This window comes from Chryseobacterium sp. C39-AII1 (assembly GCF_039672645.1).
Classification (GTDB): domain Bacteria; phylum Bacteroidota; class Bacteroidia; order Flavobacteriales; family Weeksellaceae; genus Chryseobacterium.
The window spans coordinates 53,330-66,741 of the sequence record NZ_JBDFPQ010000018.1 but is presented as its reverse complement, the minus strand read 5'-3'; the positions used below and the strand labels follow the sequence as shown (position 1 = coordinate 66,741).

Here is a 13,412-nt window from a genome sequence, read left to right as displayed (position 1 = left end):
TAATAAGCTTTTGAGAATCTGTTTTGGGGTTGTAAAGAACAAAACGAATTATCAACCAAATTATCAAAAAGATTTTAAAATTTTAACCTAAATAATTTGCTTTTTAACATAGAACATCGCGGCTAGGAATTTAGTCATCAATTAAAACAGAGAAAATAAATTCCATATTTCTCAAGAAAAATATACTTTAAACAAACTAAAAAGGATAATAAAATAGAGTAATCATTTGTGAAAAATTCGTGGCAAATAAAAGAAAAATAGACACTTTTAAATTTTATCACAGATAAAATCCTTGCGCCTTAAAAATATGCCGCAAATAAAAAAATCCTTGTGCCTTTGTTATCGACCAACAAAAATCTATAAACTAAAAACCATCAACTAAATCCATTTTGCTTAAGCGTTTAAGTGTTAATTTCGAATAACTTAGATTTAAACTTAACATAATCCTGAAAATTATTCATTATATTTAATATTATATTACCAAAAAAATATTAAACTATGGATCTATTCTTTTTAGTGCCAATTTTTGGTGTCATTGCCCTGCTTTATACATTTCTTCAAAGCAATTGGGTAAATAAGCAGAATGCCGGAAATGAAAAAATGAAACTGATCAGCGGGCATATCGCTGACGGAGCGATGGCTTTTCTAAAAGCCGAGTACAAAGTCCTCATGTATTTCGTAATTATTGTAGCCATACTTTTGGCAGTGATGGGAATGAGCAATGATAATTCTCATTGGAGCATCGGAATTGCTTTTATAGTCGGAGCCATACTTTCCGCTCTCGCAGGTTTCATCGGAATGAAAATCGCAACAAAAGCAAATGTAAGAACCGCCGAAGCAGCAAAAACTTCACTTTCCCAAGCGCTTAAAGTTTCTTTTACAGGAGGTTCTGTGATGGGAATGGGCGTTGCTGGATTAGCCGTTTTAGGTTTAGGAGCTTTATTTTTAATCATCAAACAAATCTTTGCGCCAGATGCCACAGTAGATTCTCATGAAATGGAAAGAACAATCGAAATCTTAACCGGATTTTCTTTAGGAGCAGAATCAATCGCGCTTTTCGCAAGAGTAGGTGGTGGAATTTATACCAAAGCAGCCGATGTCGGAGCCGACCTGGTTGGAAAAGTAGAAGCCGGAATTCCGGAAGATGATCCTCGAAATCCAGCGACAATTGCGGATAATGTAGGTGATAATGTGGGAGATGTTGCAGGAATGGGCGCAGATTTATTCGGTTCTTATGTGGCAACAGTTTTAGCAACAATGGTTTTGGGAAGAGAAACGATTTCCGAAGATTCTTTTGGAGGTTTTGCACCGATTCTTTTACCAATGATGATTGCCGGCACCGGAATTATCTTTTCCATTATAGGAACTTTATTTGTCAGAATCAATGATAACGATGGTTCATCGACTTCAAGTGTTCAAAATGCTTTAAATCTGGGAAATTGGGGAAGTATTGTTATCACGGCAATTGCTTCTTATTTTCTCGTCAATTATATTTTGCCTGAATCAATGGTTTTGAGAGGTCATGAATTTACTAAAATGGGCGTTTTCGGAGCGATTATGGTAGGTTTAGTGGTCGGGACTTTAATGAGCATCATTACAGAATATTATACAGCCATGGGGAAAAGACCTGTTTCGAGTATTGTAAGGCAGTCTTCCACAGGTCACGCGACCAATATTATAGGCGGACTTTCCGTGGGAATGGAATCAACTTTACTTCCAATCATCGTTTTAGCAGGAGGAATTTACGGTTCCTACCTATGTGCAGGATTGTATGGAGTTGCCATTGCCGCAGCAGGAATGATGGCAACCACAGCAATGCAATTAGCAATCGATGCTTTCGGCCCGATAGCAGATAATGCAGGCGGAATTGCTGAAATGAGTGAATTACCAAAAGAAGTTCGTGAAAAAACAGATATTTTAGATGCAGTAGGAAATACAACTGCAGCTACCGGAAAAGGCTTTGCGATTGCTTCTGCAGCATTAACAGCTTTAGCATTATTCGCAGCCTTTGTAGGCATTGCAGGAATCGACGGGATTGATATTTACAGAGCCGATGTTTTAGCCGGATTATTTGTTGGCGGAATGATTCCTTTTATTTTTTCATCATTGGCGATTACGGCAGTCGGACAGGCTGCCATGGCAATGGTAGAGGAAGTTCGCAGGCAGTTTCGTGAAATTCCGGGAATTTTAGAAGGAAAGGCTCAGCCTGAATATGAAAAATGTGTCGCTATTTCAACCGATGCTTCGATCAAAAAAATGATGCTTCCGGGAGCTATTGCTATTATTTCTCCTTTGTTGATCGGGTTTATTTTCGGACCGGAAGTTTTGGGCGGATTTCTAGCAGGAGCAACCGTTTGCGGTGTTTTGATGGGAATGTTCCAGAATAATGCAGGCGGTGCCTGGGATAATGCTAAAAAATCATTTGAAAAAGGTGTCGATATCAACGGGCAGACTTATTATAAAGGTTCAGAACCACATAAAGCTTCTGTCACAGGTGATACGGTGGGCGATCCGTTCAAAGATACTTCAGGCCCTTCAATGAATATTTTAATTAAGTTAATGTCGATTGTGTCTCTGGTGATTGCTCCAACTTTAGCTGTTTTACATAAAGATAAAATTGAAGCGAACAGACAGGCAAAAATTGAAAGTTTAACAGGTGTTCAGGTAAGTTCTGCGGATCACTTTGATGGTAATGGAATGGTAGAACCTCAAAATATTTCAAGAGAAAATGTTAAAGGTCATCTCAATGAAAATGGTGATTTTTTTTACGAAACCGGAAAAGAGCAAAAGATCAAGCTGAAAAACGGAAAGATGGCGATAATTGGTGAATCCAGCCAGTTGTATTCTCTTTATAATGCGATTAAGAAAAAAGATCAATCGATTATCGATCCCAATAAATGGTTTACGATTGAAAATCTTTATTTTGAAACTGGTTCCGGAGATTTGAAAGCAGGTTCCGAAATTCAGTTAATGAATCTTGCGGAGATCATGACGGCTTATCCTGATGTAAAGATCAAATTAGGCGGTTATACAGACGATACGGGTAATGAAGAAGGAAATCAGTCTTTGTCTAATTTAAGAGCACAAACAGTCAAATTAAAGCTTTTAGAATTAGGAATTGCAGGCGATAGGATAGAAGCGGAAGGGTATGGTTCGCAATATCCCGTTTGCCCGGCAAATGATACAGATGAGTGTAAAGCGAAAAACCGAAGAATTGATGTACGGGTTTTAGCTCTCTAAAGTCAATTTAAAATGTTGAAAAGCACTGCGTTTCGCGGTGCTTTTTTATAATCAAATATCTGCGTAATTTCCTAAATCTGCGAGACAAAAATATAGAAAGTAATTATTTAAAGATTTTTCCTTAAATGTTCTAACGCCTGAATTATCACTTCATCTTTTTTAGCGAAACTAAAACGTATATAATCAGAGTTTTGTTTAGAATTATAAAACGCAGAAAGTGGTAAACAGGCTACTTTCTTTTCAATCGTCAGCCATTTTGAAAATTCAACATCAGATTTTGTTTTTGATACAGCCCTGAAATTAACGATCTGAAAAACAGCCCCCTCACATTGCTTTTCAACAACTAAAGGCGTCTCTTTTATCATTTCATTAAAAATATCACGCTTTTTCTGCATTAAGATTTGATTTTCAGAAGGATCGTATACTTCTAAATATTTAGCAATAGCATATTGTCCTGGAGCATTGGCGCTGTAAGAAATGTATTGCTGATGGCATCTGAATTTTTTCGTCAGTTCTTCACTGGCGAGTAAATAGCTTACTTTCCAGCCGGTTGCATAAAACATTTTACCAAAAGAAAATATACAAAATGTGCTTTTTTTTAGTTCAGGATGAAGATAAGAGCTGTAGTGCGTGGCACCATCATAGTAGTAAATGTCATAAATTTCTTCAGAAATAAGATAAATTTCGCGATCTTTAATCAATTCATACAATTTTTCCCAGTCAGATTTTGTCCAGATTTTTCCTGTTGGATTTTGAGGTGAATTTACAATAATAGCTTTTGTCTTTTCAGATATGCAGTTTTCCAACAAATCCCAATGAATGACAAAATCATTCTTAAGATTATAATAAACCGGAATTCCACCATTCATAACAATAGATGGAGCATAAGTATAATATGAAGGTTGAATTATAATTACTTCATCTCCTTGATTTAAAATAGATTTAAGCGAAGTATATAAAGCAAAAGTAGAACATGGAACTATAGTCACTTCTTGTTCTTGAATCGATAAACTATTAACTCTTTTAAGGTTATAATCAATAATACTTTTTATTAAAAGTGGGTTTCCGGCAAGAGGTTCGTAATTGTGATGATTAAGATCAGCGGCTTCTTTTAAATATTCTCTTAAGCGATCATCAATATCAAAATCGGGTAAGCCTAATGACAAATCGAAACTATTGTGTTTCGAAGCCAATTCCGCCATTTCGGTGAAAAAAGTATAATGATTGAATCCGTAAATATTTTCCATATCCTTTGCAATTGTATCAAATATAATGAAAATTAGTATTCAAATTATTTAGAAAAATATAATTTAAATTGATTGGGTATTAATGGTTTTTTAGTTGTTTTTCAGTGAATTTATCTAAATATCTTAAAAAAATATTCAGTCTATGTAAAAATATTATGTACCACATTTTAAAATTTTAGCCAAAATGGTATGCTTTTCGTTTTGATGATTTTAAGTTTTACTTATGAAAACTTAACAATACAAACACCAAATTATTATATTATGAAATTATCTACACAATCCGAAAACATTACTTCGCATTTCACTAGAGAAATGGAGCGTCAAAAGGCAATTAAGGCATTAGAAAAAGCAAAGTCGATTAAAAGAAAAGTTGTTTTTCTACCGATGGGAGCAACGGGAAATCTTAATATCAGAGAAGTTTTTTAATTCGTAATTAATCTTAAAATAAGCTGCTTTCGGGCGGCTTATTTTTTTGATCAATTTAATGATTTTGGTAAGTTTTAATATCTTTACGGCATAAATCATTAATATTATTTTATGAAAATTAAATCGTGTAATATACTTTTAATTGCAACTTTTCAATTATTCAGCATTTCTGCTTTAGCACAGAAAAATGCTAATTTAAGCTCATTACTAGATAAAAACGCTGAATTTATTTTACCACAAACTCAGGATAATATTTCAAAAGTTTTAAAAATAAAGCCTGTGATTTCTGAAGATGCAAATGAGGAAAAGTATGCCTATTGGCGTACATCGTCGGGTTTGGAATTGTACAGTAGTTTGGGAAATGGTAAAATAAACGAAATGTTTTTTGATATTCAGGATGATAAATTTATCATTGTGAGCGGATTGCCTTACGGATTAACGATGAATAAAACGACTTCACAGGAAGCTAAAGCTAAATTTGCAAAATACAATCCCAAAAGTGAAAAATTGGGTGATGACAGTTCGTTTTCAGGAGGTTTAAAATTGACTTTAAAAAAAGAAAAACATTATCTCACATTACTTTTTGACAATAAAAACGTTTTAAAATTTTTAAGCATTACTCAAAATCTTATAGATCCGGCGGCTAATTAACCTTTATTAAAGCTATTGCTTTAGAAGATTCAATAAAAATTCTTATTTTTAAAATCAAATTAGTTTAATAATGAAAAAAATACTCATACCGCTATTTTCGGCTGCTGTGATGGTAAGTTGCGGAACTGCAAATGTTTCAAACGACGGAAATACACCACAAAATTCTACTTCAACAAAAGCTCAAGGTGATAAAGCATTTCTTTCTGCATATAAGGAAATTAAGGCTGGTGACCTAAAGAAGAATTTATATGTAATTGCTTCGGATGAAATGGAGGGTAGAGATACAGGAAGCCCAGGGCAGAAAAAAGCAGGTGAGTATATGATTAATTATTACAAAAATCTCGGAATTTCTTATCCAAAAGCATTAGGATCTTACTATCAGAAAGTTCCTGCGGATTTTATGAAAAAGAGAGGTGGTGGAAATTTACCAGATTCTGAAAACATTCTGGCTTTTATTGAAGGAAGTGAAAAACCTGAAGAAATTGTCGTGGTATCAGCACATTACGATCACGTAGGAACGAAAAACGGTGTGGTTTATAATGGAGCCGACGACGATGGAAGCGGAACGGTTGCCGTGATGGAAATTGCAAAAGCTTTTCAAAGCGCTAAAAAGGCCGGGAAAGGTCCGAAAAGATCCATTCTTTTTCTTCACGTGACGGGAGAGGAGCATGGCTTATTCGGTTCTGAATTTTACACCGATAATCCGTTATTTCCGCTTGCCAATACAGTTGTTGATTTGAATATCGATATGATTGGTCGTGATGATCCTGAGAATAGAGGTAAACAGTATGTGTATGTTATTGGTTCTGAAATGTTAAGCTCTGAATTAAAGGTGATTAACGAAGCTGCTAATAAAAAGACAAATAATCTGGAACTCAATTATAAATACGACGATCCAAATGATCCTGAGCAATTGTACTATCGTTCAGATCATTACAATTTTGCTAAAAATAATGTGCCTGTAGCCTTTTTCTTTGACGGAATTCACGAAGATTATCACAAGCCAACCGATGATGTGGAAAAAATTGATTATTTATTGCTGCAAAAAAGAACGCAATTGGTTTTCGCGACTGCTTGGGAAATTGCCAACAGAGAAGCCAGAATTATAGTTGATAAAAAATAAATTAACCAAAATATTTGAAAAAGGCAGATTTGTAATTGAACATTTTTGCCTTTTTTTGATTCAAATTTATAGAAAATGACCATTCGTGAAGCAAAATTAAGCGATATTCCACAAATTCAGATTGTAAGAAATGCTCTGAAGGAAAATACTTTATCAGATCCAAATCTGGTGACCGATAAACATTGTGAAGAATTTCTTTTTAAAAGAGGAAAAAGCTGGGTTTGATATAAATGACAAGGTTGTTGGATTTTCTATTGTGGATTTACAAGAGAATGATATTTGGGCTTTATTTCTTCATCTCGACTTTGAAAATCAAGGAATTGGAAGATTGCTTCATGACATTATGCTGAATTGGTATTTTGAACAGACAAAAGAAAAAGTATGGTTGGGAACTTCACCCGATACGAGAGTAGAAATTTTTTACCGAAAATTTGGTTGGAAGGAAATAGGAATGCATGGAAAAGAAATTAAGTTTGAGATGACTTATAATCAATGGACAAACAAATAATTATGAAACAAAATATAAAATCAATTCGTCCGTTCATCGGATCGGAAAACTTTGAAGAAAGCAGAAATTTTTATAAAGATTTAGGATTTGAAGAAATTATCTTGGAGCCGAAATTATCTTTATTTACGTGGCAAAATATTAGCTTTTATTTGCAGGATGCCTATGTAAAAGATTGGATTGAGAACACCATGGTTTTCATTGAAGTAGAAAATACAGACGATTTTTGGCAGTATCTTCTCAGCTTAGATCTTACCGAAAAGTTTAAAACAATAAAGTTAACTCCCGTTCGTACAATGCCTTGGGGTAAAGAATGTTTTGTTCATGATCCTGCAGGAAATTTATTACATTTCGGAGAGTTTTTTAATAAATAATTCCAATCTTATAACTAAAACCATAAAATGATTTACGCTTTCGATACTTACTATTATGATGATTATGCCAATACGATTTGTATTGCCTTTAAAGACTGGGATTCTGAACATGAAAATGAGATCTTCAGTGAAAAAACTCCAATAACTTCAGACTATGAAAGTGGCGCTTTTTATAAAAGAGAATTGCCCTGCATTTTGAGTTTACTAAATAAAATTAAGCTTGAAAATGAAGACATTATCATTGTTGATGGATATGTAACATTGGATAATGATGGCAAAATAGGATTGGGCGGTTATTTATACGAAGCTTTGGATAAAAAATATCCCATTGTAGGTATTGCTAAAAATGGTTTTGCATCGCCTGATTTCATGCGTAGAGAGGTTTTTCGCGGTGAAAGTAAGACCCCTTTATTTTTAACGGCGAAAGGGATAAATGTAGATGAAGTAAAGCCTAAAATTGAAAATATGCACGGAAATTTCAGGATTCCGACATTGCTGAAGAAATTAGATCAACTAACAAGAATTTAAAATAAAAATTTTATTTCTATAAGAATTTTTAAACGAATGTTAATTTTTATTAAATTATAATTAAACTGAGAAAAGTCAGTTGTGAATTAAAAATATTTTAGTTTTTTATAAAGTATTGATTTTACATTATTTTTAAAAATAATTTGAAAAGGTCTTGTTTAATTAAAAAAAAGCTATACATTTGTCTCGTTATTATTAACAAAATGCAAATAAAATTCAACACTATTATTGCTATTATTATTGTCATTATCGGGTTCGGTGATGAGCGATGGTATTGTTGAAAATATTAAAAAATATAAATATTAATTACAACCATCCTCATCCATGAGGGTGGTTTTTTTGTGGCAAAAATTTAAAACTATAAAATATAAATATGTATTACAACGAGGAGAGTTTACTCTATTTTGACGGAGAATTTTTACGGGCTTCCAAAGCTTCTACAGACTTGTACGGACAATCGCTTCACTACGGCTATGCTGTGTTTGAAGGAATTAAATCATATCAAACAGCAGAAGGAACTAAAATTTTCAAGGCTGAAGAACATTATGACAGATTAAGAAAATCTGCAGAATTGATGATGATGCCTTTCAATTATTCTACACAGGAGATGATTGATATTACGTACAAATTATTAGAAATGAACAATTTAAGTAATGCATATATAAGACCTTTGGTTATTTGTTCGCCTAATATGTCACTTTCTAAAGGGCAGAAAAGCACGCTTGTAATTGAAGCTTGGAATTGGGATAATGGCTATATGACAAATAAAATGAAAGTAATGACTTCTTCTTTTGAACGTCCTAATCCAAAGGCTTTCAGGATAGAAGCAAAAGTGAGCGGACATTACGTAAACTCGATTTTAGCATGTCAGGAAGCTAAAGATAAAGGTTTTGATGAAGCTTTATTGTTAGACTCCAACGGAAATGTTGCTGAAAGTTCAGGTGCGAATGTTTTCTTCGAAAAAGATGCTAAGTTTTATACTCCGAAAAAAGGAAATATCCTGCCGGGGATCACGCGTGAGACGGTTTTCGAGATATTGGATCAGTTAGGGATTTATAGTGAAGAAAAAGACTTTACGCCATCAGAAATGAAGGAAGCAGATGCCGCATTTTTCTGTGGAACGGCTGCTGAAATTGTAGCCTTGGAATCGCTCGATAATGTTCAGTTTAAGTTAAAGTGGGAAGATAGTTTATCTGCTGTGGTTCAAAAAGCATACAGACATTTGGTAGTAGGAGAAGATTATTCATACTTAAAAAATCAGCTGCAATATGTGTAATGTACTCAATAAATATTCGAAAACGTTGACGCAGGATCCTACGCAGCCTGCAACTCAAGCAATGTTTTACGGAATTGGCTTTAAAAAAGAAGATTTTGATAAAGCTCAGATTGGCGTAGCGAGTATGGGTTATGACGGGAATACCTGCAACATGCACCTGAACGGACTTTCCGAAATTGTAAAAAAAGGAGTTAACAGTCAGAATCTTGTAGGTTTGATGTTCCACACCATCGGAATCAGCGACGGAATGACCAACGGAACCGATGGAATGCGATATTCTTTGGTAAGTCGAGACATCATTGCAGATAGTATTGAAGCCGTTTGTGCCGGACAATATTACGACGGATTGATTACCGTTCCGGGTTGTGATAAAAATATGCCGGGTTCTGTGATGGCAATGGCGAGATTGAATCGTCCTTCAATTATGGTGTATGGGGGAAGTATCGAAGCAGGTCATTACAAAGGAAATGATTTGAATATCGTTTCCGCTTTTGAAGCCTTAGGAAATAAAATTGCCGGAAAACTTTCTGACGAAGATTATGATGGAATTATAAAAAATTCGTGCCCGAGCGCAGGAGCCTGTGGCGGAATGTACACAGCCAATACAATGGCATCAGCAATTGAAGCATTGGGAATGAGTTTGCCTTATTCATCATCTTATCCGGCTTTAAGTGAAGAGAAAAAAGAAGAGTGTGAATATGCAGGTCATTACATCAGAATTCTTCTTGAAAAAGATATAAAACCTTCGGATATCATGACGCCAAAAGCGTTTGAAAATGCTTTACGAATGATTATGGTGTTGGGCGGAAGTACGAATGCTGTACTTCATTTTATTGCGATTGCTAAAAGTATCGGTCACAATTTGACGCTTGATGATTTCCAGAAAGTAAGTGATACAACACCTTTGTTGGCAGATTTAAAACCAAGCGGAAAATATCTGATGAAGGATTTACATAAAGTAGGAGGCGTTCCGGCGGTGATGAAATATTTGTTGGATGAAGGCTTAATTCATGGAGATTGTTTGACCGTAACAGGAAAAACAGTTGCTGAAAATCTTGAAAATATTACATCAATTATTGATAGAGAGCAGGATATTATTCGAAAAGTTGATAATCCGATTAAAGAAACTGGGCATATCAGAATTATGTACGGAAATCTTGCAGAGAGAGGTTGTGTGGCAAAAATTACCGGAAAAGAAGGTAGTTTTTTTAAAGGAAAAGCAAGAGTTTTTGATGGCGAAAAACAATTTATCAAAGGAATTGAAGATAAAATTATTCAGGAAGGCGATGTTGTTGTGATAAAAAATGAAGGACCAAAAGGCGCTCCCGGCATGCCGGAAATGTTGAAACCAACTTCAGCATTAATGGGTTCAGGTTTAGGAAAAAATGTTGCCTTGATTACAGACGGAAGATTTTCCGGAGGAACACACGGTTTTGTGGTAGGACATATTACTCCCGAAGCTTTTGAAGGCGGATTGATTGGGTTGGTTGAAAACAATGACATTATCGAAATCGATGCAGAAAAAAATATCATTAATCTTATGATTTCTGAGGAAGAATTAAATAAAAGAAAGTCAGGCTTTCAACAACCTGATTATAAAGTAAAAAGTGGCGTTTTATACAAATATGCCAAGCTGGTTTCTGATGCTTCAAATGGCTGTATAACAGATTTTTAAAATCAAAAAAAATGGAATTATCATTAAATAAATTAGAAGAAAATAAAACTTCAGCTTCCAAAAAATTAAAAGGAGCAGAAGTAATTCTCGAAATCTTAAAAGCAGAGAATGTAGACACCGTTTTTGGATATCCGGGAGGTGCGGTGATCCCTGTTTATGATGCTTTGTACGATTATAAAGATTCAATTCAGCATATTCTGGTGAGACATGAGCAAGGGGCAATTCATGCTGCACAGGGATTTTCAAGGTCTTCGGATAAAGTGGGAGTTGCGATTGCGACAAGTGGTCCCGGAGCTACGAATCTGGTGACCGGACTTGCCGATGCGATGATTGACAGCACGCCTGTGGTTTGTATTACGGGGCAGGTTTATGCTTCTTTATTGGGTTCCGATGCTTTTCAGGAGGTCGATGTAGTGAACATTACGGCTCCCGTTACCAAGTGGAATTGCCAGATTACGGATGCAGAAGATATTCCAAAGGCTTTGGCTAAAGCATTTTATATCGCAAAATCGGGTAGACCAGGGCCTGTTTTGGTGGATATTACCAAAAATGCACAGCTTCAGGAAATTGATTTTGAAAGTTATGAAAAGTGCACAAGTATAAGATCTTATGTTCCAAAACCTAAAGTAAAGCATGAATATTTAGAAAAGGCAGCTTATATCATTAGCGGAGCTAAAAAACCTTTTCTTCTTTTCGGTCAGGGAGTAATTCTTGGAAATGCAGAAAATGAATTGAAAAATTTCATTGAAAAGACAGGAATTCCTGCTGCTGCAACTGCTTTAGGTTTGGGTGCTTTATCTACCGATCATCCTTTGTATGTCGGGATGTTGGGGATGCATGGTCATTATGCTCCCAACAAATTAACCAACGATTGTGATGTTTTAATTGCTGTCGGAATGCGTTTCGACGATCGCGTAACAGGGCGTTTAGACCAATATGCGAAACAGGCAAAAGTGGTTCATTTAGATATCGATTTAGCTGAAATTGATAAAAATGTAAAGGCAGATGTTCCGGTTTTAGGAGATTGTAAAGAAACGCTTCCGTTGTTATTGAATTTATTGAATGACAATCAACATGAAGAATGGCTGAATCAATTTAAACAACTTCAAAATGAAGAAAATCAGGAAGTTATTGAGAAAGAATTGAATCCGACTTCAGAAGAATTAACGATGGGAGAAGTTTTAAAATGCTTAAATGAAATCACCAATGGAGATTATATTATTTGTACGGATGTTGGTCAGCATCAGATGATTTCATGCCGATATGCACAGTTTAAAGATTCCAAAAGAAATGTGACTTCCGGAGGTTTAGGAACAATGGGATTTGGTTTGCCTTCCGCGATGGGAGCAAAAATGGCAAATCCTGAAAAACATGTGATCTGTATTGCCGGAGATGGTGGTTTCCAGATGAATATTCAGGAATTGGGAACGATTTCCCAGTTTAATATCGGAGTTAAAATGATTGTTCTGAATAATTCATTTTTAGGGATGGTTCGTCAGTGGCAGGAGCTTTTCCATGACCGTCGTTATTCGTTTGTAGACATTACGAGTCCTGATTTTCCTGCAGTAGCGAAGGCTTATGGAATTAATGGGAAACATGTTCAGCAAAGAGAAGAATTAAAATCTTCATTAAAAGAAATGCTCGAAACGGAAGGAGCTTATCTTTTGGAAGTAAAAGTAGGTAAAGAAAACAATGTATTTCCGATGGTTCCGCAGGGATGTAGCATCAGCGAAATTCGTTTAAAATAAATCAGTTATAATGAATAAACAAGAATATACTATAAGTGTTTTCACCGAAAATCAGGTGGGATTACTGACTAAAATAGCAATCGTTTTTTCAAGACGTGGAGTAAATATCGAGAGTTTAAATGTTTCTCCAACAGAAATTGACAGTATTTCAAGGTTTACCATCGTAGTGAAAGAAAGCTACGAATTGGTAAGAAAAATTTCAAGACAAATTCAAAAAATGATTGATGTCATTAAGGTGTATTACAATACCGATGAAGAAATTGTCTGGCAGGAAATGGCTTTATTTAAAATTGAAACCGACATTGTTTCCGAAAAATTTCAGGTTGAAAGAATCTTGCGTCAATATGGAGCGACAATCGTCTGTGTTAGAAAAGATTACACTGTGTTCAACATTGTTGGGCATTATGAAGAGATTGATAATTTCCTTAAAGTGATAGAACCTCACGGATTATCAGAATTCATCCGAAGCGGAAGAGTTGCAATCATCAAGGAAAATGTTGGTTTCCACCAAAAGCTTAATTCATTTGAAATGGATTATCAGTAAATAATTATACAATATTAAACTTTGCATCTGTTGCGTTAAAATATAAGACAGCAGAATAAAAAAATTTAAATTAAA

Annotated in this window: 13 protein-coding genes; 12 read left to right on the top strand and 1 reads right to left on the bottom strand. The window is 34.9% G+C overall.

Annotation, left to right across the window (positions count from 1 at the left end; translation table 11 throughout):
- Positions 1–498: 498 nt before the first annotated feature.
- Positions 499–3,240, top strand: coding sequence for a sodium-translocating pyrophosphatase (locus tag ABEG63_RS19240; RefSeq protein WP_346586967.1), 2,742 nt, complete (start codon positions 499–501; stop codon positions 3,238–3,240).
- Positions 3,241–3,347: 107 nt separating this feature from the next.
- Here the strand turns inward: ABEG63_RS19240 and ABEG63_RS19235 are convergent, their stop codons facing one another.
- A complete protein-coding gene (locus ABEG63_RS19235; protein WP_346586966.1) occupies positions 3,348–4,487 on the bottom strand; it encodes an aminotransferase class I/II-fold pyridoxal phosphate-dependent enzyme in 1,140 nt (379 codons plus the stop codon).
- Positions 4,488–4,748: 261 nt separating this feature from the next.
- Here ABEG63_RS19235 and ABEG63_RS19230 point away from each other — a divergent pair, with 261 nt between their 5' ends.
- From ABEG63_RS19230 to ilvN, 11 genes are all read left to right on the top strand, one after another.
- Complete coding sequence (locus tag ABEG63_RS19230; RefSeq protein ID WP_267406228.1) at positions 4,749–4,913, top strand: hypothetical protein; 165 nt, start codon at positions 4,749–4,751, stop codon at positions 4,911–4,913.
- A 111-nt stretch (positions 4,914–5,024) separates the two neighbouring features.
- Positions 5,025–5,564, top strand: a complete 540-nt coding sequence (locus ABEG63_RS19225) for a hypothetical protein (protein ID WP_346586964.1) — start codon at positions 5,025–5,027, stop codon at positions 5,562–5,564.
- A gap of 70 nt (positions 5,565–5,634) precedes the next feature.
- Positions 5,635–6,687, top strand: a complete 1,053-nt coding sequence (locus tag ABEG63_RS19220) for a M28 family metallopeptidase (protein WP_346586962.1) — start codon at positions 5,635–5,637, stop codon at positions 6,685–6,687.
- Positions 6,688–6,762: 75 nt separating this feature from the next.
- Positions 6,763–6,912: a hypothetical protein gene (locus ABEG63_RS19215; RefSeq protein WP_346586960.1), complete on the top strand. Its 150-nt coding sequence runs from the start codon at positions 6,763–6,765 to the stop codon at positions 6,910–6,912.
- Entirely contained in the window at positions 6,872–7,195 is a 324-nt protein-coding gene (locus tag ABEG63_RS19210) for a GNAT family N-acetyltransferase (protein ID WP_346586958.1), read from the top strand. Before ABEG63_RS19215 ends, ABEG63_RS19210 begins: the two co-directional genes overlap by 41 nt.
- A gap of 2 nt (positions 7,196–7,197) precedes the next feature.
- Entirely contained in the window at positions 7,198–7,566 is a 369-nt protein-coding gene (locus ABEG63_RS19205; protein ID WP_346586956.1) for a glyoxalase, read from the top strand.
- Positions 7,567–7,593: 27 nt separating this feature from the next.
- A complete protein-coding gene (locus tag ABEG63_RS19200; RefSeq protein WP_312395848.1) occupies positions 7,594–8,094 on the top strand; it encodes an endonuclease V in 501 nt (166 codons plus the stop codon).
- 373 nt (positions 8,095–8,467) lie between these two features.
- Positions 8,468–9,370: a branched-chain-amino-acid transaminase gene (gene ilvE / locus ABEG63_RS19195; protein ID WP_346586954.1), complete on the top strand. Its 903-nt coding sequence runs from the start codon at positions 8,468–8,470 to the stop codon at positions 9,368–9,370.
- The gene (gene ilvD / locus ABEG63_RS19190; protein ID WP_346586953.1) at positions 9,363–11,045 is read left to right on the top strand and encodes a dihydroxy-acid dehydratase; all 1,683 of its coding nucleotides are present in this window, start codon (positions 9,363–9,365) and stop codon (positions 11,043–11,045) included. Before ilvE ends, ilvD begins: the two co-directional genes overlap by 8 nt.
- 11 nt (positions 11,046–11,056) lie before the next feature.
- A complete protein-coding gene (gene ilvB / locus ABEG63_RS19185; RefSeq protein WP_346586951.1) occupies positions 11,057–12,793 on the top strand; it encodes a biosynthetic-type acetolactate synthase large subunit in 1,737 nt (578 codons plus the stop codon).
- Between the two features lie 10 nt (positions 12,794–12,803).
- Positions 12,804–13,337 (top strand): acetolactate synthase small subunit, encoded by a 534-nt coding sequence (gene ilvN / locus ABEG63_RS19180; protein WP_267406239.1) that lies wholly within the window; start codon positions 12,804–12,806, stop codon positions 13,335–13,337.
- Positions 13,338–13,412: the final 75 nt, after the last annotated feature.

Excerpts from the sequence above, each read along its gene's own strand:
- ABEG63_RS19240 (WP_346586967.1), top strand. The coding sequence starts at position 499 with ATGGATCTATTCTTTTTAGTGCCAATTTTTGGTGTCATTGCCCTGCTT.
- ilvN (WP_267406239.1), top strand. The coding sequence starts at position 12,804 with ATGAATAAACAAGAATATACTATAAGTGTTTTCACCGAAAATCAGGTG.
- ilvE (WP_346586954.1), top strand. The coding sequence starts at position 8,468 with ATGTATTACAACGAGGAGAGTTTACTCTATTTTGACGGAGAATTTTTA.
- ABEG63_RS19215 (WP_346586960.1), top strand. The coding sequence starts at position 6,763 with ATGACCATTCGTGAAGCAAAATTAAGCGATATTCCACAAATTCAGATT.
- ABEG63_RS19220 (WP_346586962.1), top strand. The coding sequence starts at position 5,635 with ATGAAAAAAATACTCATACCGCTATTTTCGGCTGCTGTGATGGTAAGT.
- ABEG63_RS19200 (WP_312395848.1), top strand. The coding sequence starts at position 7,594 with ATGATTTACGCTTTCGATACTTACTATTATGATGATTATGCCAATACG.
- ilvD (WP_346586953.1), top strand. The coding sequence starts at position 9,363 with ATGTGTAATGTACTCAATAAATATTCGAAAACGTTGACGCAGGATCCT.
- ABEG63_RS19230 (WP_267406228.1), top strand. The coding sequence starts at position 4,749 with ATGAAATTATCTACACAATCCGAAAACATTACTTCGCATTTCACTAGA.
- ilvB (WP_346586951.1), top strand. The coding sequence starts at position 11,057 with ATGGAATTATCATTAAATAAATTAGAAGAAAATAAAACTTCAGCTTCC.
- ABEG63_RS19225 (WP_346586964.1), top strand. The coding sequence starts at position 5,025 with ATGAAAATTAAATCGTGTAATATACTTTTAATTGCAACTTTTCAATTA.
- ABEG63_RS19205 (WP_346586956.1), top strand. The coding sequence starts at position 7,198 with ATGAAACAAAATATAAAATCAATTCGTCCGTTCATCGGATCGGAAAAC.
- ABEG63_RS19235 (WP_346586966.1), bottom strand. The coding sequence starts at position 4,487 with ATGGAAAATATTTACGGATTCAATCATTATACTTTTTTCACCGAAATG.